Origin of the sequence: Paenibacillus alkalitolerans (genome assembly GCF_016482785.1) — a bacterium.
In the GTDB taxonomy this organism is placed as follows: Bacteria; Bacillota; Bacilli; order Paenibacillales; family YIM-B00363; genus Paenibacillus_AE; species Paenibacillus_AE alkalitolerans.
In genome coordinates this window covers 1-25,356 of record NZ_JAEMXM010000006.1, presented here as the reverse complement: position 1 = coordinate 25,356, position 25,356 = coordinate 1, and the positions used below count along the sequence as shown (strand labels likewise).

Genomic DNA, 25,356 nt, shown 5'->3' with positions numbered 1-25,356 from the left:
TAGACGTGTACCGAAAAATGAGCCTGCAATTGAAAACCGTCATCTTGGTATCTGCGGTAACTATCGCGATGATGTCCGTCATCGTCGGCTTCGATTCATACAGCCTGCAGAAGTCCGTAGAAGAGACGTATATCAGCCAATTACACGGCATTACGACGGCGATTAACGGAAGATACGAAGAATCCCATTCCATCGAAGACGTACAGCAAATCTTCGACTATATCCAATATAAAGAAGAGAACGTTCTGCAGCTTACGCTCTTCGGCAAAGAAGAGGTGCTCGCCTCCAACGACAGAGACTTGATCGGACAGCCTTCTCCGGAAGGCTTGCTTCAAAGCTTGGAAGCGAGCAGTGTTCTCGTATCTCCTATTCAGAGGGATGCCGGAGGAATATCCAAAGTACGTTTGACCGCTCCGCTGAAAGAAGACGGCGTAACGGTGGGCGCCATTGAGCTGTTGTTGAACGCATCGGAGAATACGGCCCTCATCCAGAACCGGATTCGGCTCATCATTGCGGTAGGCGTATCGGCAACTGCGCTGCTGCTTGCCGTGCTGTCGTTCATTATCCGAAAACTGTTGATAAAGCCGCTTATGACCATTCGGGAAGCCGCCGTCTCCGTTAAGCACGGCTCGGGGTATAAAGAAATACAATTGAATGCCAGTCAAGAAATTAACGAAGTGGCGTCCGCCTTCAACGATATGGTTCATAATTTGGAGGAACGGTACCGTGAATTGCAAAATGCCGTCGAAACCATACAGCATGCGCAAAAACAGCTGGTAGAGTCGGAGAAGATGGTTGCGCTCGGCAACCTGGTTGCCGGTGTTTCCCATGAGATCAATACTCCGATCGGCATAGGAGTTACCGCGGTTTCTTACCTAGACGAGAAAACGAAAGCTTTCTCGGCTCTCTATCGGGAAAATAAAATGAAACGTTCGGATCTGGAAGAATATTTGCATAAGGTGCGCGATACGGCGGGCATGATCCAAACGAATCTGCTGCGGGCCTCCGAGTTGGTTAAAAGCTTTAAACAAGTTGCCGTTGACCGGTCGATGGAAGCCAAACGGAAGTTCCGCGTGAAGGAATACATACAAGAAGTGCTGATCAGCTTAAAGCCGCAAATTAAGAAGACAAAACATCAAGTCGAGCTTCACGGAAACGATAACTTCGAAGTTTTCAGCGATCCGGGAGCCGTTTCTCAAATTATTACAAACCTTATCATGAACTCGATTATTCACGCTTACGATGAAGAAGATCAAGGACGAATGCGCATTGACATCGTCGAACAAGCGAATCGGCTTGTGATTAAGTACAGTGATGACGGAAGAGGCATGCCGGAACAAGTCCGTTCCCGGATTTTCGAACCATTCTTCACGACGAACCGCGGCGGAGGCGGTACGGGCTTGGGCATGCACATCGTATACAATCTTGTCACCCAATCTCTCGGCGGAACGATTGTTTGCGACAGCAAGGCCGGGCACGGAACTTCATTCACCATTCATATTCCGCTTCAAGAAGGAGAAGGCAATGGCTAGCGAGATGAGCGAAGAGTTACTTTTATTTGCGGATGACGACGGCAGTCAACCCGAATCCGCATCGGCTGAGCAGTATTGGAAAGTAATGATCGTCGATGACGAACCGGAAATTCACCGTTTGACGAAGATGGTGCTTGGCGATTTCGAGTTTGCCGGCAAGACTCTGCATTTTCTTAGCGCTTATTCGGAGGAGGAAGCTTACCGGGTCATCGGAGAGAACCCCGATACCGCGCTTGTCATGCTGGATGTCGTAATGGAAAAAGAAGATTCGGGTTTAAAGATCGTACAGTATATCCGCAACGAACTAAGGAACCAATCCGTCCGCATTATTCTTCGAACCGGACAGCCCGGACAAGCGCCCGAAAAGACCGTTATCATGGATTACGATATTAACGACTATAAAGAGAAGACGGAGCTGACAAGCCAAAAGTTATTCACGACCGTCGTGGCTGCGCTTCGCTCCTACCGGGATATTACGGTTATTGAAAATAACAAGAAAGGTCTCGAAGAGATCATCAAGTCGTCGGGGGCTTTGTTCGAGCTGCAATCGCTGAAGAAATTTGCAAGCGGCGTTCTGACGCAGCTCACCTCCTTGCTGAACCTGCAAAACGCCGTTCATTGCAAGAGCTTCGCCGTCTCCAAGGGGCAGGAAGATATTTATATTTTGGCGGCTGCCGGAGGATACGCGGTTGATAAGGAGAATGTCCGGGAGATCGTTCCGCCGTCCGCCCTCGAGTGCATTGAAGATACGTTCCGTGAGAAGAAGGGCCGCTTTTATGACAGCCGCTTCACCTGCTATTTCCGGAGCAAGACCGGGACCGAGAACGTTATTTACTTGGAAGGCATTGCTAGCCTGGACGAATGGGACAAGTATTTGATTGAAATTTACTGCTCCAACGTATCGGTTGCATTCGAAAATATTTATTTGAACGAAGAAGTGGAAAACACTCAGAAAGAAATTATTTTTACATTGGGCGAGATTGCGGAGACCCGGTCGAAAGAAACAGGCAATCACGTAAAGAGAGTGGCCGAATATTCCAAGCTGCTCGCATTAAAGTACGGACTTCCCGAGGAAGAAGCGGAGCTGCTGCGGTTAGCTTCGCCGATGCACGATGTCGGTAAAGTCGCCATTCCGGATGCCATACTGAACAAGCCCGGCAAGCTGACACAGGAAGAATTCGAGGTTATTAAGGATCATGCAAATTACGGCTACGCGATGTTAAACCACTCCAAGCGCAAAATATTAAAAACGGCGGCGATTATTGCCCATCAACACCACGAGAAATACAACGGCCAAGGATATCCGAGCGGCATAGCCGGCGAGCAAATACATATTTACGGCCGCATTACGGCGATTGCCGATGTGTTTGACGCGCTCGGCAGCGCCCGGGTGTACAAGCGGGCGTGGAGCTTGGACGAAATATTGCAGTACTTTCAACAAGAGCGCGGCAAGCATTTCGATCCCGTTCTCGTTGATTTGTTTATTGAGCATTTGCCTGAAATATTGAAAATCCAGCACCGGTATTCCGATGCCGGGATCGGTTAATTCCGGGCAACCGCGGCGCGAAATTCGGTCGGAGATTGCCCGTAAGCGCTCTTGAACTGCTTCGAGAAGTACAGCGCGTCCTGAAAGCCGACGGAGGACGCCACCTGCTCGACCGTGAGCTCGGTTCGCTCTCTCAGCAGCCGGCGCGCGCGGTCGAGCCGCAGCCGCACTAGAAACGTCACCGGGCTCACTCCGGTGTGCCGCTTGAACAAGCGCGATAAATACGCACGGTTGTAACCCAAGCTCTCGGCCATGAGCTCGATGGAGATCGGTTCGGCGTATTGCGCCGTCAAATAATGAATCGCCTGTTTCACCAACCGTTCGGAGGCGTCGCCACCCGCTCCTTCCGGCAGCGATACGTCTTCGGCGGCGAGCACCGCGTCCGCATATTCCGCCAGCAGCAGCTGCAGGCAGGCCGCCGCCCGCAGGTTCGTACCCGGAGGCATTTCCGCAAACGTGCGGCGCACCCGCTCGAAGCACATGCGGACATGCCTGCGCCGGCGCGGGGCCGTCCGCACCGTCGGCCGTTCGGGCGCGATCCCGGCGGACTCCACAAGCCGTTGCGCCGACGGTCCTTTAAAGGCGATCCACCGGTATTTCCACGGCGCGGCTTCGTCGGATATATAGCTGACCAAGACACCGGGATATATGATAAAGCTGTCTCCGGGACCCAAAGCGTATTCCCGGCCGTCGCATACATACGTGCCGGATCCCTCTTCCACATAATGAATCAGGAAATAATCGACCACCTTCGGACCCGACCGGTGCGAAGGTCTCGTCTGGCTGCTTCCGGTGAACAGAAGCTGCAGATCGCCTTGTTCCGGGAACGGATTCGATAGGACGGAATACGAATACTGTAAACTGCCGGGGTCCATTGCCATCATATCGCCTCCAAAACATTTTTCCCCTTCCATCTTAACGAAAAAAATCACATTACTCCATAGCGTACTAACATCGTTCCATAGCGATCTATTCGAAAAGTATCTATACTGTACTTAAGAGGTCACAACAATCAAGCAAAGGACGGATAAACGATGGCGGATTTGAAGGAACTTCAAGGCAAGTTTTTGGAATTGTTCGGAGGAAGCGCCGACGACATCGAAACATATTTCACGCCGGGCCGCGTCAATTTGATCGGCGAGCATACGGATTATAACGGCGGCTACGTATTTCCCGCGGCGCTTACGTTCGGGACGACGATGCTCATCCGGGCGCGAGATGACGGCCGGTTGGGTCTCGCTTCGACGAACTTTCCGGACGAGGTGAAACATTTTTCCATGGAAGGGTTGGTTTACGACGAGGGGGACGGCTGGGCCAATTATCCGAAAGGCGTCGTCGACGGATTGAAGAAAGCCGGTTTCGCCATTCGCTCCGGTTACGACATCTTGTATCACGGGGAAATCCCGAACGGCTCGGGCCTTTCGTCTTCCGCTTCGATCGAAGTCGTTACGGGATACGGATTGCTGTCCATTGAGGGACACGAGATCGACCGTGTGAAACTGTCGGTGCTCGCGCAGAAGGTCGAGAACGAATTCGTCGGCGTAAACTGCGGAATTATGGACCAATTCGCGGTGGCGAACGGCAAGAAGGACCACGCGATATTGCTCATGTGCGACACATTGGAATACGACTTGGTACCGTTCAACAGCGGGGAGTACAAAATCGTTATTTCGAATACGCACAAGCGACGCGGATTGGTCGACTCGGAGTATAACACGCGGAGGGCGCAATGCGAGCAGGCGGTAGCCGACCTGCGGGCGGCGGTTCCGGGATTGAACTTGCTGGGCGAGCTTTCGCTCGATCAGTTTGAAGCACACGCGAAGCTCATCAAGGATGAGACGGTTTTGCGCCGGGCGCGGCACGTCGTGGAGGAAATCGACCGCGTGAAACAGGCGGTGGCGCGTCTGCGGGCGGACGATTTGGAGTCGTTCGGCAAGCTGATGGACGGTTCGCACGACAGCCTGCGCGACTTGTACGAGGTGAGCTGCTTCGAGCTCGACGTGCTTGTGGAAGAGGCGCGCCGCGTGCCGGGCGTCCTAGGTTCCCGCATGACGGGGGCGGGCTTCGGAGGCTGCACGGTGTCGTTGGTGCACGAAGACAGCATCGGCTTGTTCCGCGAGCGGGTAGGGGCGGCATATAAGGAGCGCACGGGGCTTGAAGCTTCGTTCTACGTGGCGGACATCGGGGACGGGGCTAAGAAATTGTAATTCGGCAAAAGGTTTCAGTTAAGGCGGGACATTTTCTATAAATCTAAGGAGTGGAGAGAAATGACTGTATTAGTGACGGGCGGGGCCGGTTATATCGGCTCTCATACGGTGGCGGAGCTTCTGGCGCGCGGCGACGACACGGTGGTGATCGTCGACAGCCTGCAGACCGGCCATAAGAAGGCTGTGCTCGGCGGCAAGCTGTACGAGTGCGATTTGCGCGACACGGAAGCGATGCGGCGCGTATTCCGCGAGAACGATATCGATGCGGTGGTGCATTTTGCCGCGAATTCGCTGGTGGGCGAAAGCATGACGGACCCGGCGAAATATTATGACAACAACGTGTATGGAACATTGTGCTTGCTGGAGCGGATGAACGAAGCGGGCGTCAAGCGGATCGTGTTTTCGTCTACGGCGGCGACGTACGGCGATCCGGAGCGGGTGCCTATTACGGAGGGCGACCGGACGGATCCGTTGAACACGTACGGCGAGACGAAGCTCGCGATGGAACGGATGATGCGCTGGTTTGACGTTGCGCATGGGATTAAGTACGTATCGCTGCGGTATTTTAACGCGGCCGGCGCGCACGAGAAGGGGCTGATCGGCGAAGACCACCGACCGGAGACGCATCTCGTTCCGCTTGTGCTGCAGGTCGCGCTCGGGCAGCGGGAGTTTATCGGAATATACGGCGACGATTATCCGACCCACGACGGCACGTGCATCCGGGATTACATCCACGTAATGGATTTGGCCGACGCGCACGTACTGGCGGTGGAGAAGCTGCGGTCCGGCGGAGAGAGCGGCGTGTTCAACCTCGGCAACGGCCGGGGGTTCACGGTGCGCGAGGTTGTAGAGACGGCGCGCAAGGTGACCGGGCACGACATCCCGGCCCGCGTCGTGCCGCGCCGGGCAGGCGACCCGGCGGCGCTCGTCGCGTCTTCGGAGCGCGCGAAGGCGGAGCTCGGCTGGCAGCCGAAGCGCGCGTCGCTCGAAGCGATTATCGAGAGCGCGTGGAAGTGGCACCAAGCGAATCCGCGCGGCTACGGCGACGAGTGAGCCGATGATTAAAGGGGGCGTGACCCGTGAGTAACATTAATGCTGCCTATGAGATCGAGAGGCTGCTCCAATACGCGGCGCAGAAAGGTTTGATCGAGCCGCTCGATATGGTGTATTCCCGCAACGGTCTGCTGGAACTGCTCGGTTTGGCCGAGCCGTTCGACGGCGCTCCGCCCGCCGAAACGCTCGAGTCGCCGGTAGAGGTGCTCGAGAGGCTGCTGGATTACGCGGCGGAAACCGGCATCCTTCCGGAAAACACCTTAACGCACCGCGATTTGTTCGATACGAAGCTGATGGGCTGCCTCATGCCGCGGCCATCGGAAGTCGTATCCAAATTCGGCAAAGCGGCAAAAATATCCGGCATCCGGGCGGCGACCGATTACTTCTACAAGCTGTCGATCGATTCGGCATACATCCGTATGGACCGCATCCGCAAGAACCTGTACTGGATGACACCGACCGAGTTCGGGGACTTGGAAATCACAGTCAATTTGTCCAAGCCGGAGAAAGATCCGCGCGAGATCGCGCTGCTCAAGAAGGCGCCGTCCGTCGCGTATCCGCAATGTTTGCTGTGCGTCGACAACGTCGGATATGCGGGCCGCTTGAACCATCCGGCAAGACAAAATCTCCGAGTGATCCCGTTAAAGCTCGACGGTGAAGACTGGTACTTGCAGTACTCGCCTTACGTGTACTATAACGAGCACTGCATCTTGTTCAACAGTAAGCATGTGCCGATGAAAATATCGGATAACACGTTTTACAAGCTTCTCGATTTCTTGGATCAATTTCCGCATTACTTTATCGGGTCGAACGCCGACCTGCCGATCGTGGGCGGTTCCATTTTGAACCACGATCATTTCCAAGGCGGGCGGCACGTGTTTCCGGAAGAGAAGGCGCCCATCGAGCGGGCTTTCACCCATCCGGACTTCCCGAAAGTGCGGGCGGGCATCGTGAAATGGCCGATGTCGGTCGTCCGCGTGCAGTCTTACGACCGCCAGCTGCTGTTAAAGATGTGCAGCATGCTGTTGGAACGCTGGCGCGCATACAGCGATCCGTCCGCAGGCATATTCGCGTTCACGGCGGATATGCCGCATAACACGATTACGCCGATTGCGAGAATGACGCCGAACGGTGAATACGAGGTCGACTTGGTGCTGCGCAACAACCGCACGAGCGAGGAGCATCCGGAGGGCATTTACCATCCGCACCGGGAGCTGCACCACATTAAGAAAGAGAACATCGGCCTGATTGAAGTGATGGGGTTGGCCGTGCTTCCGGGCCGCCTTAAGGATGAATTAAGCGATCTTGCGGAAGTGTTGACGGGCGACCGCAAACTGGAGACAATCTTAGCCGATCCCGCTAATCCGCTGCACAAACACGGGCCGTGGATTCAAAGCGTGGCGGAGAAGCACGGCACAAGCATGAGCATGGATGATGCGCAAGCGCTTCTTCGCGACGAGGTCGGACGCATATTTATGGCAGTATTGACTTGCGCCGGCGTATTCAAGCGCGACGATGCCGGTCAACGGGCGTTTGACGCATTTATGCGATCCGTCGGCTTCGAAAACTAGTAACTGTAACGCGCATACGGAAAGTCCTCCAAGGCAAACTAAGAAAAACGCTTGGAGGGCTTTTTTGTGCATAATGACGGTCTTACTTTGGGACAAAGGGTCGAAATCGACCAAGTAGGCGAGGGAACGATTGTCGGACTGACGGATGAAAATGAACTCGAAGTGGCGGTTTCGGAGCTCGAGACATACATAGTTTCGGAAGATCAGGTAAGGCTGGTATAATTAGGAGGTTGTTATCCTTTTTATACTTGAGGTGCTTGAATGGTTCGGTTTTGGAAGGTTGCAGGAAAATTAACGCTTTTGCATGTTTTGATGTTTGCGTTCGCCACGATGGTCACCATTCCGTTTACTGTGATCGCGGTCATTAATATCGGGATGGAGCAGATTGCCGCAAATCCGGAGGTCATTACCGAATGGCTCGAAGAAAATATGGCGGTCGGCAGAATCATGCATACGTTGAGTTCCGCCACGGCCATCGGCGCGGCGCTTATCATGTATACGGCATTTGAACGCAAACAAGGATGGAAGCTCGGTTTCCTCCGGCAGGGAGCGGGAACGGAATTGGCGGCGGGACTCGGTCTGGGGATCCTGTTTATCTCGGCTGGATTTCTAATTATCCTCTCGCTGCAAGGCGTAAGGATCGTAGATGCGGCTTTCAACTCCGGCATAGCCGTCGGTTTGCTGCTTGATCTTATGTTATTCGTCACCGTAGGCTTCAGCGAAGAAATATTCAGTCGCGGTTATGTATACGGTCTTGTGAAGAGGAACTCAAACATCGTGACCGCGGTGATCGTCTCCTCGCTTTTGTTCGCGTTTCTCCATTCGCTCAACCCCGCCGTGTTTTCGACGCCTTTTCCGATAATCAACTTATTTCTGGCGGGCGTATTGCTGGCGCTGCTCAGGGAATGGAGCGGCGGGCTGTGGCTGCCGATCGGCGTGCACATCACTTGGAACTTCTTCCAAGGTGACGTTTACGGGATGGCTGTTTCCGGCTTGGAGACGGAGTCGATATTGAAGCTCGAGCGGTTGAACGAGTTCATATCGGGCGGAGAGTTCGGTTTAGAAGGCAGCTTTGCGGATACGATCGTGTCGGCGGCGGCCATCGCCGTGTTGATCGTGCTGCTGCGCAGACGGAGAGCCGGCGCCACGTGACGGTGCCTTTATTGTAAGGGAGTGTGGGTTATGGGGAATAAAGTTGCACTTCTAGCGGTGCTTTCCTTTTACTTATTGGTATGTGCAAACCTTAACCATGCGTATGCCTGCTCGCCCGCACCTTGGAGCTTTGAGGAAGCTTATGAATCGAAGGCTATGGTTTATGGGAAGGTCATCGATACGTCAAATGACGGCAGAAAAGCGACAGTCGACGTCATTTCTTATGCAGGACCGGATGAGCCGCCAAAGCGGATCCATATGCCGGAAACCGTCGATGATAGAAATAAATACCCTGCAGGCTATGAATGTCCAGACTTCTCAATGAAATTCAAGACCGGCGAGGAGTATATATTTTTCTTATCGGATATACCGCCTAACTTACAACTGCTTTCCCCATCCTATAGAACGGGCTCTTTGGTGGAAGACGGCCGAGTCGTCGTCGGACTGCCCAGAGGAGAAACGGATTCATTGCAGCGTCGTTTGCATCACTTTGCCGAATACAAAGGCTACACTATACAATCGCCGAAAGATGCTTCTCCTGTTTGGGGCGCAGACACGCGTCTGTTTTGGTTGTTATCCGCAGTGATCGCGTTGGGTACCATCTTTGGTCTCGTCTTTTTCTATAGAAAGTGAAAATGGCGTGCTTAAGATGGCATTCCGAAGAGGAATGTAACGGTAGATATTTTCCGCTGCAGCAATGATTTCACGGATTTGATAGATGCAGCGGAAAAAAGTTTCCGGTATAGCTACTAATGGGTCTTCTTTTAAGCATCGAAATCAATGTAACGGTAATTATTTTCCGCTATAGCTCGGATTATTCGGGATGAACAATCGCAGCGGAAATTTGTTTCCGCTGCAGCGTGCGGATGAGGCTACAAGCCGACCCAACGCAGCCCTTTAGGGTAAAAGTTTTTGACCGTACCCTTGGACTCCTTCCCCCAACCGAGCGGGAAGCCGCCGTACGTGACCGCGAGCCAGCCCCGGTCGCCGCCGCCGGGGAACGTTTCGCCGCGCAAGTAGGCATGGGCGTTAGCGGGATCGGTCTCGATGCGGTGCGCGAAGCTTTCCGCAGGCAGGGCGAGGGCCAGCGCATGGTTCGGCTCGAAGCGGCCCTTCTTCACTTGGCCAAGATGCAAGCCGGCCCGAACGACCCGCAAGCCCGATAGGTCGGGCGCACCGTCCGGCAGAAGGAACAGCTGCGATCCGTGCAGCGAGAACGCACCGCCGTCCAGAGAAACCGCAAGCGTCTTCTTCTCAAACTCGCGGTATAACGACAGCGGCTGGCGTCCGGCGTTGGATGAGGCGGCGCGGCCCCTCCAAGCGGGCGTCTCCGAACCGGCTTTGCGCAGCTTCGCGACGTAGTGACCCTCGCCGCGAAGCCGGTGCGGCCATAGCCTTGCAGTGGCGGCAAGCTCCGACGCGCGCCGCCCGCCGGGAGACGCAGCCCATTCGGGCACGCCGCCGGAAACTCCGTGCTCATGCGGCAGCGGAAGCACGGACATATCGGGGTGGCGGTCGTGAAAGGCGTCAATCGTCCGCTCGTTCTCCTCGGGAGAGAACGTGCACGTCGAGTAGACGAGGATCCCGCCTTCCCGAAGCATCGTATAGGCCGCATCCAAGATGCCGGCCTGCAGACGCGCGCACGCGGCGACGTGCGCTTCGCTCCAATGGGACGCCGCCTCCGCGTCCTTCCGGAACATGCCCTCGCCCGAGCACGGGGCGTCCACGAGCACCCGGTCGAAGAATCCGGGGAAGAAGGCTGCGAGGCGCTCAGGCGTCTCGTTCAAGACGACGGCGTTGGTCACACCTAGCCGTTCCACATTTTCCGACAGAGCTTTTGCCCGCTTCGACTCGAGTTCATTGGCGACGAGCAGCCCGCGTCCGCCCATCGCGCCGCCAATGTGCGTCGTCTTCCCGCCCGGTGCGGCGCACAAATCGAGCACGCGCTCGCCCGGCTGCGCTTCCAGCGCTTCCCCCGCGTACATCGCGCTCGGCTCTTGAATATAATACAAGCCGGCCGCGTGGTACGGATGTTTGCCAGGGGCGTCGCCACCGCCGCCGTAATAAAAGCCCGTGCCGCACCACGGAACGGGCTCCAGACGAAACGGCACTGTCCGCAATAGCAGCTCAGACGAAATTTTTAACGGATTCGCACGCAGCCCTTGCGCCTTCGGCTCCGAATAAGAGGCGAGCAGCCCGTCCGCTTCCTCCCTCAACAAATCCCGTATCCGCCGCTCGAACGCGGCCGGCAGCATAAACTCTGCCACAGCGCAACGCTCCTTACATTTCCAAAATTTACGATCTTAATGCTGGTTTCAACCGTTTTCCACATGATATGATGTTTTTGTCCAAAAAGAAAGGTGGAGCGTCTGTTGCCTAACGCACATGCATCGCAATCCTCAGCGATACTCGTAACCGGAGCCGCCGGATTTATCGGTTTCCACGTCGCGGAGCGATTGCTGGCGCAAGGATCCCGCGTCGTCGGGATCGACAATATGAACGATTATTACGATCCGAGCTTGAAACGGAACCGGCTGCGCCTGTTGGAGCGGCACGAACGGTTCACGTTCGGCGAGATCGATATCGCCGACATGAACGCAATGGAAACTCTGTTCCAAGAGGAAGGCCCCATTACGGCAGTCATCCATCTGGCGGCGCAGGCGGGAGTGCGTTACAGTCTCCAGCATCCCCATGTTTATGTCCAATCGAACGTGGTCGGTTTTCTAAATATTTTGGAATGCTGCAGGCATCACCGCGTCGGGCATTTGATATACGCTTCTTCCAGCTCCGTGTACGGCGCGAATGTAAGCATGCCGTTTCGGACGGCCGATCCGGTCGATCATCCGCTAAGCTTGTACGCCGCAACGAAGAAGTCGAACGAGCTCATGGCGCACTCATACAGCCATTTGTTCGGCTTGCCGGCGACGGGATTGCGCTTCTTCACCGTATATGGCCCGTGGGGGCGTCCGGATATGGCGTACTTTTCGTTTACGAGGGACATTTTGGCGGGAAAAACGATTTCAATATACAACAACGGCGATATGAAACGGGACTTTACATACATTGACGATATTGTGGAAGGCGTCGTTAGGATCGTGAAGCGTCCGCCCGCGCCGAATCCGGCATGGGACCGAACCCGGCCGAATCCGGCGGAAAGTTACGCGCCATATCGGGTGTATAATATCGGAAACAACAAGCCGGTATCGTTAATGGAATTTGTGAGAACGCTGGAGGACGTGCTGGGGAAGAAGGCGGTTATTAAGTACGAACCTCTTCAACCGGGCGACGTGCTCGAAACGTATGCGGACATCGAAGATTTGCGGAGGGATGCCGGCTTTCGTCCGGACACGCCGCTTCGGGAAGGCTTGCGGCGGTTTGTGGAATGGTACAAGGACTATTACGACGTTACCGATTAGGTTTTGCGCAATTTGCCGAGCTCGGAAACGATCGCTTCGATTTCGCTGATGCTGAATCGGTCCTTGCTCATGACCATATCGTAAATATCTTTCAGTTCTTCGAACTGTTCTTCGTTGAAGTGGGTCGCTTTAATGGCCGCGCCGGTCGCTACCCGCAGTTTTTTCTTGATTTCTTCCACCATGAATTCGGCATTCTCGGGGGACGGTTTGTTCAGATCCATAACACGCGTCCTTTCGCAAATGGTTTCTTGGATCATTGTAACACGGTTTATGGAAAAATGCTTGACCAGGACCGAGCAGCGAGGGGGAACATAACGGATGACGTGGTGCGAAACGGTGGATCAAGCTGGATTGCGCTTGTTTCTGCGGCAGTTAAAGGAGCAGATTGGGGATCGCTCCGTAACTTTTCTTTGTATTGGAACGGACCGGTCTTCCGGCGACGCGCTGGGACCGCTCGTCGGCACAGGTCTGCGCAAAGCGGGATTTCAGCGCGTCATAGGCACACTTGACGCCCCGTGCGATGCGAATACGCTGCCTGCCCGGCTTCTCGAACTGGAGTCGGGCCCGCTGTCCGGCGGAATCGTCATTGCGGTGGACGCCGGACTCGGACGCGCCGAATCTATAGGGAAGTATCAAATATCGGACGGGCCTGTAATGCCTGGCGCGTCGCTCGGCCGGAATCTTCCGGGGGTGGGCGATTACGGCATCGCGGGCATTGTCAATACGGCCGGAGTGCGCAAATACGCGATTTTGCAAACGACATCCCTTCACCGGGTGATCGGCATGGCGGACGAAATCGTTGCAGCCGTGCGCGAAGCGTTCGGTTAAAGCGTTGCGGGCTCGATGCACTCCGGCGCGTCCCACCTGACGTTGCCGACCGCTGTGGAGACGGGGTACGCCCGCATATTGCCGCCGTTGCCCGGAACAAGCAGCGGCAGCAGCCGGTCCGCGTCGGTGATGCTGCGGTCGAGCCATACGGTTTCGTCTTCGCGGCGAAGGATGGCGGGCATCCGTTCATGTATCGGAGACATGAAGCTGTTCGAAGCCGTAGTAATGATGACGCACGAATGATGCTTCGCGCCGTCAGGTTGAACATACGTCTCATATAAAGCGGCAAACGAAAACAGCGGCCGGTCCGTCAGTGTAATGCGGAGCGGCTGTTTTTTGTTATTTTCTCCGGCTTGCCATTCGTAAAAGCCGTCCGCCGGTATGATGCAGCGCTTGCGAGCGAGCAGCGAGCGGAACGTCGGCTTCACGGCCAGCGTCTCCGCTCTCGCGTTGATCAGGGAGCGCTGAAACCCCCAGTTCAGGAAGCCTGCCCGCCGTTTGCCATCATGCGCGATGACGGCAAGCACATTTTGCCCGGGTCCGATGTTGTAGCGGGGAGCGATTTTCTCCATTTGCTCCGCCAACTCGATGAAAAACCAGTCCCGCACGAGACCCCATTCGGCCGATAACGTAAATCTTCCGCACATCGCTTTTCCGCCCTTTCTTTACTATGTATAATAATCCCATGATGATGACGATTCAAGAGATGGCCCGCACGCTTGGTCTTACGCCGCGGGCGCTGAGGTTTTATGAGGCAAAGGGGCTCGTGTCGCCCCGAAAGATGGAGCATAACGGTTACCGGATGTACGGCGAATCCGATATGTGGCGTTTGCAGACGATAGCGGCGCTTCGGGAAGCGGGGATGCCGGTCGCTGCGATCCGCGATTTGCTCGCCGGTGTCGACAGGGGTGACCCGGAGGAGACGCTGTACTACTTGGAAGTGCAGCGGTCGGCATTGCACGCGCAGATGGCGCGTACCCGGGAAATGCTCGCGACGACGGACGATGCGATAGCGGAAGTGCGGGCGCGGGGCGCCCTGCGGCCCGAACGCGCGGATAAATTGGCCGCGGAAGCGCGGCGCATGCGGGAAGTGAGGGACGGCTGGGCAGACCGCTGGGGGTTCGACGTGCGGGCGGCGACTCACGACGAAGATGTCCGTTCGAGGCATCCGGGTTATGACGAAGCTCTTACCGGGATTGTGAAGGCAATCGAACCCCAGCCCGGAGAACAGGGCATCGATATCGGCGCCGGGACCGGCAATTTAAGCGGCTTGTTTGTGCAAGCGGGTGCGCTGATGAGCGCCGTCGACCAGTCCCGCGAGATGGTGAGGAGGTGCAGATCGAAGCTGCCGGACGTCGAGACCCGGCTTGGCAACGCATTGGCGATCCCCTTCTTCGATGCGTCCTTTGATTTCGTCGTATCGAGCTACGCGCTGCGCTTGCTGGACGACTCGCAGCTTGAGGTTGCGGTGGAAGAGATGGTTCGCGTTGCGAAGCCCGGCGGCCGGTTTTGCTTCGCCGACGAGCTTGCCTCTGAGGCGGATCGGTTATGCCGCCTGTTGGAGGAGCACGGATTACATGTCATAAGCAAGCCCTTGGACGGCAATGACCTGTACCTCATTTATGCGGCTCCGCCGCGAAGGAGTTGAACTTGTTTCCATGATTTCGTTCGATGCGCTGCATTACCCGTATCCTTCGCGACGAAATGCCGTCTACGCCGGCCGCGGCATGGTCGCGACGTCTCAACCGCTCGCCGCCGAAGCTGGCCTGGAGGCGCTTCGCCGCGGAGGCAACGCGATCGATGCGGCTGTCGCCGCCGCCGCTTGTCTGACCGTCGTCGAACCGACGTCGAACGGCATCGGAGGCGACGCGTTCGCGCTCGTCTGGACCGGCGGCAAGCTGCACGGCCTGAATGCGAGCGGTCCGGCGCCAAAGCTGCTCACGATCGATGCCGTTCGCGCCGCCGGCCACGAAACGATGCCCGCCCACGGCTGGCTGCCGGTAACCGTGCCCGGCGCTCCGGCCGCATGGGCGGAGCTTTCCCGGCGGTTCGGCCGCCTGCCGCTCGCCGAGTCGCTCGCTCCCGCGATCCGGTATGCCGAAGAAGGCTTCCCAGTATCGCCGACGGTCGGCTATTACTGGACGCTCGCCGCCAAGCGGTATCGCGACATCCTCAAAGGCCCGGAATTCGAGACTTGGTTTGACGTGTTCGCGCCGGGAGGGCGCGCGCCTTCGGTCGGCGAATTATGGCGATCCCCGGATCATGCCGCGACGTTGAAGCTGATCGCCGCTTCCGGCACCGCTTCCTTCTACCGCGGCGAGCTGGCGGAGCGTATCGACTCGTTCTCGCGGGAGCACGGGGGCTTCATTCGCGGGGACGATTTGGCGGCGTATGCCCCGGAGTGGGTCGAACCGATCGGCGTCCGCTATAAAGGATACGACGTGTGGGAAATCCCGCCGAACGGACAAGGCTTGATCGCGCTTATGGCGCTTAACATGCTGTCCGGAGATACGTTCGCCTCACGGGAGGACGCCGCTTCGTACCATCTGCAAATCGAAGCGATGAAGCTCGCGTTTGCCGACGGCAAACGGTACATTACGCAGCGGGAAAAGATGACGGTCGATCCCGCATTGCTGCTGTCGGCGCGTTACGCCGCGGAACGCCGCACCCTCATAGGGCATGAGGCTCGCCAGCCCGAAGCCGGCAGGCCTGATGCCGGCGGCACCGTCTACTTGGCCGCAGCGGACGGCGACGGAAATATGGTGTCGTTTATCCAAAGCAACTACATGGGGTTCGGCTCCGGTCTCGTCGTGCCCGGCACGGGCATCGCCCTCCAAAACCGCGGCCACAATTTCTCGCTCGATGAAAGCGACGCCAACGGTCTCGAGCCGGGCAAGAAGACGTACCACACGATTATCCCCGGCTTTCTGACGAAAGACGGAGCTCCGGTTGGCCCGTTCGGCGTCATGGGCGGCTTCATGCAGCCGCAAGGACACCTGCAGGTCGTCATGAATATGATCGACTTCGGCCTTAATCCGCAGGCGGCGCTTGACGCCCCCCGCTGGCAATGGACGGAGGGAATGACCGTCGAGCTGGAGCACGGCGTAGAGGAATCGATCGCGCTCGCCTTATCGCGGCGCGGCCACAACGTTCGCCGGGCGCTTGGATCGGGCTCGTTCGGCCGCGGACAAATCATCGTGCGCGACCCGGGCGGCGTGCTGATCGGCGGCGTCGATCCGCGGGCGGACAGCGCGGCGGCGGTTTTGTAATGTTGCATACACCTTTGCCACAAACGGCGCATGTACATGACTCAGGTTCATCACAACGGCGCATGTGCATGACTCAGGTTCATCACAACGGCGCATGTATCCCTCACAACGAATGATGTACATAACTCAGGAGCATTTTCACGCAATGTCGTCGATTTTATCCGGCAACTTCAACACTTTGGGACAAACGCCTTCACCGGAGTCATGTATATTATGTTTTTCGAAGGTACTGCCTGCCGCCGGGGCGAAAAAACACTTGACGCAGCGGGGAGCGGTTTCTAGACTGTTACTAAATTAGAAAAAAAGGAGAAACCATCCCATGACTCAACTCGCAACGAATGCGCGGGCCGCACCCGCACCCGCTGCAGAGAAGACCGTCTTTCCGATTCTGTTTGCGGTGAGTCTCATTCACATGCTCAATGACAGCATGCAAGCGGTCGTGCCCGCGGTCGTGCCTGCGTTGAAGCAAACGTTGGCGTTGACTTACACTCAAATCGGATTCGTGTTGTTTGCGCTGAACATGACGTCATCCGTATTGCAGCCGCTTGTCGGTTACTATTCGGACCGGAAGCCGTCACCGTTCATGCTGCCGATCGGAATGACAATGAGCTTCCTCGGCATGATCGGCATCGCTTTCGCTCCGAATTATCCGGTTTTGCTCGCATCCGTCGTATTGGTCGGATTAGGCTCGGCCGTCTTTCACCCGGAAGCTTCCAAGGTGGTGTACATGACGGCCGGGAATCGAAGGGGATTGGCGCAATCCGTCTATCAAGTAGGCGGAAACGGGGGAAGCTCAACAGGCCCGCTGATGACAAAATATATTTTTCTGCCTTTCGGGCAAATCGCGGCATTATGGTTTACGGCGGTGGCCGCGCTGGCTGTCGTCGTTTCGCTGATCGTCTCCCGTTGGTATAAGGGCAACCTTCATCTCCGCCTTCGCAAGCCTGCTTCGAAGGTACCGCAAACCGGCGAAGCCGCAGCGGCTGCGGAGAAAAAACAAACCGCCGGTTTCGTTTGGATCGGCCTGGGACTGCTCGTGGTTTTGGTGTTCGCCCGATCGACGTATCACGCCGCCATCGCAAACTATTATCAATACTATTATGAATCCACTTACGGGCTCGATGTGGCGCACGCGCAAATTCCATTATTCCTCTTCGGCATATTGGGCGTCGCCGGAACGCTGTTCGGCGGGCCGCTAGCCGACCGTTTCGGTCCCAGGAACATCATTTTTCTATCGATGGCGGGAGCTGCGCCTTTTGCCCTGCTGTTGCCGTTCGTAAGCTTGTTATGGGTAGCGCCGGTAATGATGGCGTTAGGATTTATTCTTATGCTCGGCTTCTCGGTTACCGTTGTCTACGCCCAACAGCTGATGCCGAACAGTATCGGGATGGCTTCCGGTCTCATCGTCGGGCTTGCCTTCGGCATGGGCGCGCTCGGAGCCGTGGCGCTCGGCGGCATGGCCGACGTATTCGGGCTCAAATCCGTCATCGTGGGAGCGAGCATCTTGCCATTGCTGGGAATACTCACTTACAAGCTTCCGAAAACCGAATAAAAAATCCGCAATAAAATTTGAGACAGGGGATGAGCGGGATGAAGAAACTGGAACATATCGGCGTGATGGTGAAAGACATGGAACAATCGATCCGGTTTTATACCGAAGTTTTGGGAATGAGGCTTGACAGAAGAGAGAGGTTGAACGAAGATATTGAGCTCGTGTTTCTTCACTTCCCGGGGCAGGAAAGCGTCGAAGTGGAGCTCATTTCGCGATGGGACGACAGTCTTGCCGCCAGCGGCATCGTGAACCATATCGCATTTACGGTAGATAACATCGATAAAGAATTGGAGCGTTTAAAGCAAGCCGGAGTTTCGCTGATCGACGAACAGCCCCGCACGATTTTGGACGGCGTCCGGATCGCATTCTTCTATGGACCGAGCGGCGAACGGTTGGAGATGTTCCAGAAGCCGAACAAAGGGTAACGCCAAGAACAGCCTGGCAACCGTCTGCCGACGAAATGCCAGGCTGTTCGCTTTGCCTTCGATCCGTTAACCGCCGAGAACAGCTGTGAACCGCCGTCAATCAACCGCCGTATCCGCTGCGAAACGCGCGAACGAGCGCGCCTTCGTCGATTTGCCACAGCTTTGCAATGTCGGGAGCCACGTGTTCCTCCCACCAATCGGCTTGTTTTTTCTTATTGTCCCGATGCTCGAAAATATAAATCAAGTTTCCGACCACTTTCTTAAAATATAATTCTTCCGCTTCCGTCAGACGTTCCGGGGGAATGTATACGCCCAACCGCTTCACCGTACGGTATAATTCCCGGCTGCATGCCCGCCTTATGCCGCGAGGCGAAGGCAGAGGCGCTTTGTGCTTTTCATTCGGCTTCATGTTCGACTCACTCCTTCCCCACATCGTATGCAGGGGAAGGCGCGGGCGTCAGTCGACCACAATATAACCGATCATCGGCCCGTTGTTGGAGGCGTCCGGATGAGCGAGACAGATGATGCGGAAGATGCCTTCTTTCGAAGCGTGAAAGTTGACGATCGTTTCTTTGCCTTTGGTGACGCTCCCTTGAATGTTCAACCCTTCGATGACGAACGGATGGTTTTCCCCGTTTACGCCGAGCAGCACGAGCTTCACATTTTCTCCTTTGTTTACAAAGACGGTGCCGGGATCCCAACGGTAAGCTTCGAGCTCTTCGCCGTCTTTCGTTATCGTTTTGAACTCCCCCGTCACCATATGAATGACGCGTTCGCTCACAGGCATCGCATCGGCCGGCACCGCTTGGCTCCTCTCCCAAAGAACCGTCATGAATGCGATCGCGCAAATACCGGCGGCAAGCACAATCAGCTGCCCTCTGCGAACAAAAATGGTCTTATACATACAAGTCCCGATCCTCCTTGTTTTTGTAACAGTGTATGTCCTGTCCCTGCGATTATGTCGCTTGTCTTTCTCGGGCATGTTCCTTTCATTGTCCGAATGCTTTACAATGGTTATCGAAACTATCGGATAAAGGCAGGTCTATTATGCACGATATTATTGAAGGTTTATTGGCGTGGTTGGAGCAGTTGGGTTATTGGGGCATTATGATCGGATTGATGATCGAGGTTATTCCAAGCGAAATCGTGCTGTCCTACGGCGGCTATCTTGTTTCTCAAGGGAAAATATCTTTTACGGGCGCCGTGGTGTTCGGTACGATCGGAGGGACGATCGCGCAGCTTTTCGTCTATTGGATCGGCAAATACGGAGGACGTCCGTTTCTTGAGAAATACGGCAAGTATATATTAATCAATAAACATCACATAGACGTTGCGGAAAAATGGTTCGATCGTTACGGGACAGGCGTTATTTTTACGGCAAGGTTTATCCCCGTCGTCCGCCATGCGATATCGATTCCCGCAGGCATCGCGAGAATGCCGATCGGCCGTTTCACGCTGCTTACGACGCTGGCGGTTATTCCATGGTCGATTCTGTTTGTTTGGCTCGGCTTGACGCTCGGGGAGCAATGGGACACGATTGACGAAGTGGCGGGACAATACATACAACCGGCAATGATCGTTGCAGTGGCGCTGCTTGTGTTTTACGTCGGGTGGAAATGGGTGCGCGGGCGCCGCCGCGAGTCCAGGCGTCAACGTGAAGAAGGCATACGCCGCGCGGGAGAACAAGGCGAACGGGAAACGGCTCACCAGTTAGGTTTCCTGGGCAAGGATCACGTCATATTCCATGGCGTGAAGCTGCGTGCAGGAGGCCGCGTCCAAGAGTTCGATCATATTGCGGTGGGACCGAAAGGCGTGTTCCACTTCGAGTCCAAGCATTGGAGCGGGGAGATTGCGTTCGAAGCGGGCGGAATGCTGCGTGACGGCGCTCCGTCGAAAGATCCGACCTCGCAGTTGTATCGGCACGAATATGTGTTGAAAGAGCTCGTTCGGTCCGTTGGGGTCGAAACCGACGTCACCGGCGTTCTTGTATTCACGCATCCCGATGTCAGATTGCTAGGGAAAAGTCCTGCGTTTGCGACGGTGAGAGCGGATCGGCTGCTGCACTATATGAACGCTTTCCGCTCAAAGAGACCGCTTGACGCGCGCAATGTGCAGCGCATCGCGGCGGCGATCCGCGAGCATACGGTGAAATAATCAGTCAAAATTTGGTGCAGTCGGCACCGTTTGATACAATTAGTACGGATCGAATAAACGAACGGAGGCGGATGTTTGTGACGAAACCACTTACCGAAAAACTGGGTACGGGTTTGACCCCGCAAGCTTTCATCGATGGCATGACGAAAAACAAGGATAAATTTGAGGATTGGCTGCAGAAGTTCGAATGGATGAATGAGGAGGATAAGGAGTTCTTCGAAAGCTTAAATAACCGCGATGACTTGCGCTGCCTCATCCTTGCGGCCGATTGGTGCGGAGACGTCGTCCGCAACGTTCCGGCCGTGTTCAAGGCGCTTGAAATTAGCGGCGTTCCGACGGAAGTGCTGATCCTCGAACAGAACTTCGACGTGATGGATCAGTTTTTAACCATGGGCGGCAGATCGATTCCGGTCGTCATCTTCACCGATACGGGCGGATTCGTGCTGGGCCATTGGGGGCCGCGTCCGAGTCATGTTCAAGATGTGATGACAAAGTTCAAGACGGACAATCCGGACCGCGAAGCGCCCGATTATCAAGAGAAGCTCGCGCAAGCGAGAAAAGAGATGGGCGAGCGGTACGGCGAAGGAACGGGATATCAGCACATAATCGTCAAAGAGCTTCGTGAATTGATTTCTTCATTCTAGGTGATTATATGGCGCTCAATATTGAAACGTATTCTCTCGGTCCGTTAGCCACCAATGCATATCTTGTGTTCGATCCCGAATCGAATAAGGGATTCGTCATCGATCCGGGGCAGCGGCCGGGAAGGCTGTTGAAACGGATCGAAGGAATGCACATTGAAGCCGTGGTCCTTACTCACGCACATTTCGATCATATCGCCGGGCTGAACGAGATCCGGAAAGAGAAGGGCTGTCCGGTTTATCTGCACGACGCGGAATCGGATTGGTTGACGGACCCGGAACTAAACGGATCTCTAAGATGGCCGGACACGACCGAGCCGGTCGTTTCGGAGCCGGCGGAATTTGCGCTGGACGAAGGCATGGAGTTAAAGCTATTAGGTGAAACATTCAAAATATTGCATACTCCGGGACACTCGCCCGGGAGCGTCACGCTTGTATGGGGCGGATATGCCTTTGCCGGAGACGTGTTGTTTAAGCTGGGCGTAGGCCGTACGGATTTGTACGGAGGAAGCTCCCGCGAGCTGTATGACTCCATTCACGACAAGCTGTTCCGTTTGCCGGGAGAAACCGTTGTTTTGCCCGGACACGGTCCGAAGACCACGATCGCTTATGAGAAAGAACATAATCCGTATGTGTGACGGGGAGGCCTGAGTTCTTTGAACCCGACGGCGAAATTTCTAATCATCATCGGAATCGTCTGTGTCATAGCAGGATTGGTTTGGCAACTCGGCGGGAAGTACTTGACGTTCCTCGGCAAGCTGCCTGGAGATATAGCGATTGAGCGTGAAAATTTCCGGTTTTATTTCCCGGTCGTGACATGCATTGTCATCAGTGTGGTCGGGTCGCTCATTATGTACCTCTTTCGATTGTTTCGCTAATTTTTCGTTGCTCGACAACAAGACTTGATTGCAACACATTTTGTTCTCTTGACAATGCAAATATCTCCGCCTACAATATTAAACAAACGTTTAATTAAAACAATTGTTTAATGGGAGAGAGAAGCATGGGAAATACACTAAGAGCATTGCTTAGGATGCCGACGACCAGGGTGGGAATCGCCGTGGCGGTCATGTTCCAACTCATTTTCAGTGTGGTTTGGATGACCGGATACGACGGAGTGAGCGACAACGCCGGTAATTTAAAGGTGGCGGTTGTCAATGAAGATCAACAGCTCGGCCTAACGGTGGCCAAACGCATTGGCGAACAAATGCCTTTTGCGGTTGTGGAAATGAACAGCTTGGAAGAAGCGCAACAAAAATTGGATCGACGCGACGTCCAGATGATCGTCCATATTCCGGCGCAGTTCAGCGCAGCCGTAATGTCCCCGGAGTCGAAAGGGACGCTTGATTTCTATATCAACGAGTCGAACCCGGCAACTGTGAAAAATATGATGACCGGTGCAGCCGGGGGCATCACCGCCGCAGTGAATCGCATAGCTGTGCAGAACGGAACGCAAGCCGTATTGACCGGGTTGAACGTTCCGGCGGAGCAAGCGGCCGCTATGGCCGCAGGAATATCGGAAAGGGTTACGAATGAGTTTCACTACACCAATCCGGTGTCCAGCATGTCCAAGCAAATGGTTCCCATGATGATGGTGCTGGCCTCTTATGTCGGCTCCATGCTGCTTGCAATGAACGTGGAGCAATCGTCCGCAGCCATTGCAGGGGGGCATTCCAAGTGGAAGCGGTTTGCCGCAAGACAAATCATTAACGCGGCGGCTGCGATCGCCGTTTCGCTGATCGGCACAACGCTTGTCGTACTGTTTGGAGGTTCTGCGGCACAAGGGTTCATAACCTTATGGGGCTTCCAAGCGTTGTTCTTGTTCGCGTTCATGTCGACGGCGCAAATATTCGTCCTCCTTCTCGGACCGGCGGGAATGGTTTTCAACATTATTTTGCTCTCCGCGCAGCTTGTCTCATCCGGAGCGATGGTTCCGAGGGAGTTGCTCTCCGATTTCTTCTACCGTCTTGGCGGCCTGTTCCCGGCTACTTATGCGGTGGAAGGTGTGATGAACGTTCTGTTCGGCGGTCCGGACGTATCCGAGCCTGCGCTCGCACTTCTATGGATTATACTTGCCGCACTAGGTTTAAGCGTTTTGGCGGTGCTGGCGCGCAAGGAAAAGCATGCCTTTGCAAGTTCGGCTGCCGAGCCGGCACAATCATCCGCCCTTCATGCGAAACCGACCGTCTAGATTATAACGGAGCGTCCTTCGGGGCGCTCCTTTCAATTGAAACTTCCATATTTGAAAGAATCGAAAATTTACGGTTTAATTAAGGTAAGCGCTGCCAAACATTCGCATTATCGTGTAAGGAGTTATGGTATGCAACAAGATTCAAGCTTGGATATGAGAACGAAGATATTAAATGCCGCCATACGGCTATTTTCAAAGCAAGGCTTCGGGGCGACCACCGTAAGGCAAATATGCGAGGAAGCCGGAGCCAATGTTGCGCTTGTGTCTTATTATTTCGGCGGCAAGGAAAATGTCTTCTACTCGATCGTCGATGAATATTTTCCCAGTGCGGAAATGCTGGAAAAGAGCGGTGAAGTGCTCCGCGACCCGATCGCCGGACTGATGCTCCTGATAGAGCAAATCACGGTTTACCGGACCCGCGCTCCGGACGTTGCGAATATCATCGAGCAGGAAATTTTGATGCGCTCCCCGAGGATGGAATACATTCAAAGCCGGGCATTCCCGGTCTGGACAAAGTTAAGAGACCTGCTGCAGAAGGGCAGGGAACAAGGAGTATTTCATTTCCGGTCCTTGGATTCCACACTTATGATGGTCCTCGGATCTTTGCTTTTCTATAAGCGATCCTACTATTTCAGCCCATTGTTTACGGAAGGCGAGCAAACGATGGAAGACAGAATTCACGATACGATTCGCTACGTGTTCAACGGCCTTGGAGCGTCCGGGCATCTTCCCGAAAGTTAATTGCGATTGCCGGAGGGATTTGTATGAAAGCTATTGGAGTAACTGTTCCTGGTGGACCGGAGGCGTTGACGATCGTCGACCGGCTTGTTCCGGCGGTCCGTGAAGGAGAAATATTGGTACGCATCAAAGCGACCGCGTTAAATCGCGCGGATCTGCTTCAGCGAATGGGAAAATATCCGCCCCCGCCCGGCACAACGGATATATTAGGGCTGGAGATGGCCGGAGAAGTGGAGGAAATCGGGCCGGACGCGACCGGTTGGAAACCGGGGGACCGGGTATGCGCGCTGCTGCCCGGCGGCGGGTACGCGCAGTACGCAGCGATCCCTTCCGGCATGGCCATGCGAATTCCGGAACCGTTAAGCTTTGAACAGGCCGCCGCAATTCCGGAAGCTTTCTTAACGGCTTATTTAAACTTGGTGTGGTTGGGCGGCATTCAGCCGGGAATGCGCGTGCTTGTTCACGCCGCCGGCAGCGGTGTAGGAACAGCCGCAATCCAGTTAATCCGCGAGATCGGCGGCAAGGCATACGCAACGGCCGGAACTCCCGAAAAGCTGAATAAAGCGACGGAGCTGGGCGCCGCTGCTTGTTGGAACTACCGGGAAGGCTCATTTCTCCCCTGGCTGAGGGAGCAAACACGAGGCGAGGGCGTCGATATCGTGCTGGATTTCGTCGGCGCACCCTATTTCCCGGACCATATTTCGGCGCTTGCCATGGACGGTAAGCTCATTGTTATCGGCACATTGGGAGGCGCATCCGTCGACGGCGTCCATCTCGGCAAAATTCTCTCCCGTCGATTGCAAATCATCGGGACCGCTTTAAGGTCGCGAACGGTCGAGGATAAAATAAAGCTTACCGGACAGTTCGCCGATTTTGCGCTGCCGAGATTTGCGGACGGCCGTTTTCATCCTGTTATCGACTCGGTATTCGATTTCGAGGATATTGCCGCTGCCCATAATTATATGGAATCTAACGCCAACATCGGAAAAATTGTCGTCCGGGTTCCTTAGCTTGCCCCTCGTTCGATTGTGTAAATCGGTGGCGCATGAATACAAGCGAAGAAATACAGCATAAAAAAATT

General features: G+C 55.2%; 27 protein-coding genes and 1 pseudogene. 22 read left to right on the top strand and 6 right to left on the bottom strand.

Features of this window, described 5'->3' with window-relative positions:
- Positions 1 to 5 precede the first annotated feature (5 nt).
- Both JET16_RS30815 and JET16_RS11640 read left to right on the top strand, forming a co-directional pair.
- Positions 6 to 1,532, top strand: coding sequence for a sensor histidine kinase (locus JET16_RS30815; RefSeq protein ID WP_199616101.1), 1,527 nt, complete (start codon positions 6 to 8; stop codon positions 1,530 to 1,532).
- A complete protein-coding gene (locus JET16_RS11640) occupies positions 1,525 to 3,078 on the top strand; it encodes a DUF3369 domain-containing protein (protein WP_199616100.1) in 1,554 nt (517 codons plus the stop codon). The genes JET16_RS30815 and JET16_RS11640 overlap by 8 nt, the downstream gene beginning before the upstream one ends.
- Here the strand turns inward: JET16_RS11640 and JET16_RS11635 are convergent.
- Entirely contained in the window at positions 3,075 to 3,962 is an 888-nt protein-coding gene (locus JET16_RS11635; RefSeq protein WP_233531441.1) for an AraC family transcriptional regulator, read from the bottom strand. The two genes, JET16_RS11640 and JET16_RS11635, sit on opposite strands and share 4 nt — an antisense overlap.
- Positions 3,963 to 4,112: 150 nt before the next feature.
- On the opposite strand from JET16_RS11635, the gene JET16_RS11630 reads away from it, so the two are divergent.
- The 6 genes from JET16_RS11630 (at position 4,113) to JET16_RS11605 (ending at position 9,694) form a co-directional block, all read left to right on the top strand.
- Positions 4,113 to 5,285, top strand: coding sequence for a galactokinase (locus tag JET16_RS11630; RefSeq protein WP_199616099.1), 1,173 nt, complete (start codon positions 4,113 to 4,115; stop codon positions 5,283 to 5,285).
- Between the two features lie 60 nt (positions 5,286 to 5,345).
- Positions 5,346 to 6,338: a UDP-glucose 4-epimerase GalE gene (gene galE / locus JET16_RS11625; RefSeq protein ID WP_199616098.1), complete on the top strand. Its 993-nt coding sequence runs from the start codon at positions 5,346 to 5,348 to the stop codon at positions 6,336 to 6,338.
- A 26-nt stretch (positions 6,339 to 6,364) separates the two neighbouring features.
- Complete coding sequence (locus JET16_RS11620; RefSeq protein ID WP_199616097.1) at positions 6,365 to 7,909, top strand: UDP-glucose--hexose-1-phosphate uridylyltransferase; 1,545 nt, start codon at positions 6,365 to 6,367, stop codon at positions 7,907 to 7,909.
- 66 nt (positions 7,910 to 7,975) lie between these two features.
- A complete protein-coding gene (locus JET16_RS11615; protein WP_199616096.1) occupies positions 7,976 to 8,131 on the top strand; it encodes a hypothetical protein in 156 nt (51 codons plus the stop codon).
- 39 nt (positions 8,132 to 8,170) lie between these two features.
- Positions 8,171 to 9,061, top strand: a complete 891-nt coding sequence (locus JET16_RS11610; RefSeq protein ID WP_199616095.1) for a CPBP family intramembrane glutamic endopeptidase — start codon at positions 8,171 to 8,173, stop codon at positions 9,059 to 9,061.
- 30 nt (positions 9,062 to 9,091) lie between these two features.
- Positions 9,092 to 9,694 carry a hypothetical protein gene (locus JET16_RS11605; protein WP_199616094.1) on the top strand — a complete coding sequence of 201 codons (603 nt, stop codon included), beginning with the start codon at positions 9,092 to 9,094 and terminating at the stop codon, positions 9,692 to 9,694.
- Positions 9,695 to 9,933: 239 nt separating this feature from the next.
- Here JET16_RS11605 and JET16_RS11600 read toward each other — a convergent pair whose 3' ends face one another.
- Positions 9,934 to 11,316: an RsmF rRNA methyltransferase first C-terminal domain-containing protein gene (locus JET16_RS11600; RefSeq protein ID WP_199616451.1), complete on the bottom strand. Its 1,383-nt coding sequence runs from the start codon at positions 11,314 to 11,316 to the stop codon at positions 9,934 to 9,936.
- Between the two features lie 117 nt (positions 11,317 to 11,433).
- Between JET16_RS11600 and JET16_RS11595 the strand changes: the two genes are divergently transcribed.
- Positions 11,434 to 12,477, top strand: a complete 1,044-nt coding sequence (locus tag JET16_RS11595; protein ID WP_233531440.1) for an NAD-dependent epimerase — start codon at positions 11,434 to 11,436, stop codon at positions 12,475 to 12,477.
- Here JET16_RS11595 and JET16_RS11590 read toward each other — a convergent pair.
- Positions 12,474 to 12,698 carry a DUF1128 domain-containing protein gene (locus JET16_RS11590; RefSeq protein ID WP_199616092.1) on the bottom strand — a complete coding sequence of 75 codons (225 nt, stop codon included), beginning with the start codon at positions 12,696 to 12,698 and terminating at the stop codon, positions 12,474 to 12,476. The two genes, JET16_RS11595 and JET16_RS11590, sit on opposite strands and share 4 nt — an antisense overlap.
- 97 nt (positions 12,699 to 12,795) lie before the next feature.
- Between JET16_RS11590 and yyaC the strand changes: the two genes are divergently transcribed.
- Complete coding sequence (gene yyaC / locus JET16_RS11585; protein WP_199616090.1) at positions 12,796 to 13,305, top strand: spore protease YyaC; 510 nt, start codon at positions 12,796 to 12,798, stop codon at positions 13,303 to 13,305.
- Here the strand turns inward: yyaC and JET16_RS11580 are convergent.
- A complete protein-coding gene (locus JET16_RS11580; RefSeq protein ID WP_199616088.1) occupies positions 13,302 to 13,952 on the bottom strand; it encodes an SOS response-associated peptidase in 651 nt (216 codons plus the stop codon). The genes yyaC and JET16_RS11580 overlap by 4 nt on opposite strands.
- A gap of 38 nt (positions 13,953 to 13,990) precedes the next feature.
- On the opposite strand from JET16_RS11580, the gene JET16_RS11575 reads away from it, so the two are divergent.
- From JET16_RS11575 to JET16_RS11560, 4 genes are all read left to right on the top strand, one after another.
- Entirely contained in the window at positions 13,991 to 14,953 is a 963-nt protein-coding gene (locus tag JET16_RS11575) for a MerR family transcriptional regulator (protein ID WP_199616086.1), read from the top strand.
- A gap of 10 nt (positions 14,954 to 14,963) precedes the next feature.
- Positions 14,964 to 16,574 carry a gamma-glutamyltransferase family protein gene (locus tag JET16_RS11570; protein ID WP_199616084.1) on the top strand — a complete coding sequence of 537 codons (1,611 nt, stop codon included), beginning with the start codon at positions 14,964 to 14,966 and terminating at the stop codon, positions 16,572 to 16,574.
- A gap of 319 nt (positions 16,575 to 16,893) precedes the next feature.
- Positions 16,894 to 18,126, top strand: coding sequence for an MFS transporter (locus JET16_RS11565; RefSeq protein WP_199616082.1), 1,233 nt, complete (start codon positions 16,894 to 16,896; stop codon positions 18,124 to 18,126).
- A gap of 38 nt (positions 18,127 to 18,164) precedes the next feature.
- On the top strand, positions 18,165 to 18,551 hold the full coding sequence (locus JET16_RS11560) for a VOC family protein (protein WP_199616080.1): 387 nt from the start codon (positions 18,165 to 18,167) through the stop codon (positions 18,549 to 18,551).
- Positions 18,552 to 18,651: 100 nt separating this feature from the next.
- On the opposite strand, the gene JET16_RS11555 is transcribed toward JET16_RS11560, so the two are convergent.
- Both JET16_RS11555 and JET16_RS11550 read right to left on the bottom strand, forming a co-directional pair.
- A complete protein-coding gene (locus JET16_RS11555) occupies positions 18,652 to 18,960 on the bottom strand; it encodes a dehydrogenase (protein WP_199616078.1) in 309 nt (102 codons plus the stop codon).
- A gap of 48 nt (positions 18,961 to 19,008) precedes the next feature.
- Positions 19,009 to 19,455, bottom strand: coding sequence for a cupredoxin domain-containing protein (locus tag JET16_RS11550; protein WP_199616076.1), 447 nt, complete (start codon positions 19,453 to 19,455; stop codon positions 19,009 to 19,011).
- Positions 19,456 to 19,598: 143 nt separating this feature from the next.
- On the opposite strand from JET16_RS11550, the pseudogene JET16_RS30085 reads away from it, so the two are divergent.
- The 8 genes and pseudogenes from JET16_RS30085 to JET16_RS11515 form a co-directional block, all read left to right on the top strand.
- Positions 19,599 to 20,189 (top strand): annotated as a pseudogene (locus JET16_RS30085) (DedA family protein); the annotation flags it as partial.
- Positions 20,172 to 20,705 (top strand): nuclease-related domain-containing protein, encoded by a 534-nt coding sequence (locus tag JET16_RS30080; RefSeq protein ID WP_325176685.1) that lies wholly within the window; start codon positions 20,172 to 20,174, stop codon positions 20,703 to 20,705. The pseudogene JET16_RS30085 and the gene JET16_RS30080, both read left to right, overlap by 18 nt.
- Before the next feature lie 77 nt (positions 20,706 to 20,782).
- Positions 20,783 to 21,349 carry a thioredoxin family protein gene (locus JET16_RS11540; RefSeq protein ID WP_407673129.1) on the top strand — a complete coding sequence of 189 codons (567 nt, stop codon included), beginning with the start codon at positions 20,783 to 20,785 and terminating at the stop codon, positions 21,347 to 21,349.
- Between the two features lie 8 nt (positions 21,350 to 21,357).
- Entirely contained in the window at positions 21,358 to 21,984 is a 627-nt protein-coding gene (locus tag JET16_RS11535) for an MBL fold metallo-hydrolase (RefSeq protein ID WP_199616070.1), read from the top strand.
- A gap of 18 nt (positions 21,985 to 22,002) precedes the next feature.
- Positions 22,003 to 22,224, top strand: coding sequence for a DUF2905 domain-containing protein (locus JET16_RS11530; protein ID WP_199616068.1), 222 nt, complete (start codon positions 22,003 to 22,005; stop codon positions 22,222 to 22,224).
- Between the two features lie 125 nt (positions 22,225 to 22,349).
- On the top strand, positions 22,350 to 23,537 hold the full coding sequence (locus JET16_RS11525; RefSeq protein WP_199616066.1) for a YhgE/Pip domain-containing protein: 1,188 nt from the start codon (positions 22,350 to 22,352) through the stop codon (positions 23,535 to 23,537).
- A gap of 129 nt (positions 23,538 to 23,666) precedes the next feature.
- Positions 23,667 to 24,278, top strand: coding sequence for a TetR family transcriptional regulator (locus JET16_RS11520; RefSeq protein WP_199616064.1), 612 nt, complete (start codon positions 23,667 to 23,669; stop codon positions 24,276 to 24,278).
- Positions 24,279 to 24,301: 23 nt separating this feature from the next.
- Positions 24,302 to 25,285, top strand: coding sequence for an NAD(P)H-quinone oxidoreductase (locus JET16_RS11515; protein ID WP_199616063.1), 984 nt, complete (start codon positions 24,302 to 24,304; stop codon positions 25,283 to 25,285).
- The last annotated feature ends 71 nt before the right edge of the window (positions 25,286 to 25,356 follow it).

Excerpts from the sequence above, each read along its gene's own strand:
- JET16_RS11640 (WP_199616100.1), top strand. The coding sequence starts at position 1,525 with ATGGCTAGCGAGATGAGCGAAGAGTTACTTTTATTTGCGGATGACGAC.
- JET16_RS11635 (WP_233531441.1), bottom strand. The coding sequence starts at position 3,962 with ATGATGGCAATGGACCCCGGCAGTTTACAGTATTCGTATTCCGTCCTA.
- JET16_RS11630 (WP_199616099.1), top strand. The coding sequence starts at position 4,113 with ATGGCGGATTTGAAGGAACTTCAAGGCAAGTTTTTGGAATTGTTCGGA.
- galE (WP_199616098.1), top strand. The coding sequence starts at position 5,346 with ATGACTGTATTAGTGACGGGCGGGGCCGGTTATATCGGCTCTCATACG.
- JET16_RS11610 (WP_199616095.1), top strand. The coding sequence starts at position 8,171 with ATGGTTCGGTTTTGGAAGGTTGCAGGAAAATTAACGCTTTTGCATGTT.
- JET16_RS11605 (WP_199616094.1), top strand. The coding sequence starts at position 9,092 with ATGGGGAATAAAGTTGCACTTCTAGCGGTGCTTTCCTTTTACTTATTG.
- JET16_RS11600 (WP_199616451.1), bottom strand. The coding sequence starts at position 11,316 with ATGCTGCCGGCCGCGTTCGAGCGGCGGATACGGGATTTGTTGAGGGAG.
- JET16_RS11590 (WP_199616092.1), bottom strand. The coding sequence starts at position 12,698 with ATGGATCTGAACAAACCGTCCCCCGAGAATGCCGAATTCATGGTGGAA.
- yyaC (WP_199616090.1), top strand. The coding sequence starts at position 12,796 with ATGACGTGGTGCGAAACGGTGGATCAAGCTGGATTGCGCTTGTTTCTG.
- JET16_RS11580 (WP_199616088.1), bottom strand. The coding sequence starts at position 13,952 with ATGTGCGGAAGATTTACGTTATCGGCCGAATGGGGTCTCGTGCGGGAC.
- JET16_RS11575 (WP_199616086.1), top strand. The coding sequence starts at position 13,991 with ATGATGATGACGATTCAAGAGATGGCCCGCACGCTTGGTCTTACGCCG.
- JET16_RS11570 (WP_199616084.1), top strand. The coding sequence starts at position 14,964 with ATGATTTCGTTCGATGCGCTGCATTACCCGTATCCTTCGCGACGAAAT.
- JET16_RS11565 (WP_199616082.1), top strand. The coding sequence starts at position 16,894 with ATGACTCAACTCGCAACGAATGCGCGGGCCGCACCCGCACCCGCTGCA.
- JET16_RS11560 (WP_199616080.1), top strand. The coding sequence starts at position 18,165 with ATGAAGAAACTGGAACATATCGGCGTGATGGTGAAAGACATGGAACAA.
- JET16_RS11555 (WP_199616078.1), bottom strand. The coding sequence starts at position 18,960 with ATGAAGCCGAATGAAAAGCACAAAGCGCCTCTGCCTTCGCCTCGCGGC.
- JET16_RS11550 (WP_199616076.1), bottom strand. The coding sequence starts at position 19,455 with ATGTATAAGACCATTTTTGTTCGCAGAGGGCAGCTGATTGTGCTTGCC.
- JET16_RS11535 (WP_199616070.1), top strand. The coding sequence starts at position 21,358 with ATGGCGCTCAATATTGAAACGTATTCTCTCGGTCCGTTAGCCACCAAT.
- JET16_RS11525 (WP_199616066.1), top strand. The coding sequence starts at position 22,350 with ATGGGAAATACACTAAGAGCATTGCTTAGGATGCCGACGACCAGGGTG.
- JET16_RS11520 (WP_199616064.1), top strand. The coding sequence starts at position 23,667 with ATGCAACAAGATTCAAGCTTGGATATGAGAACGAAGATATTAAATGCC.
- JET16_RS11515 (WP_199616063.1), top strand. The coding sequence starts at position 24,302 with ATGAAAGCTATTGGAGTAACTGTTCCTGGTGGACCGGAGGCGTTGACG.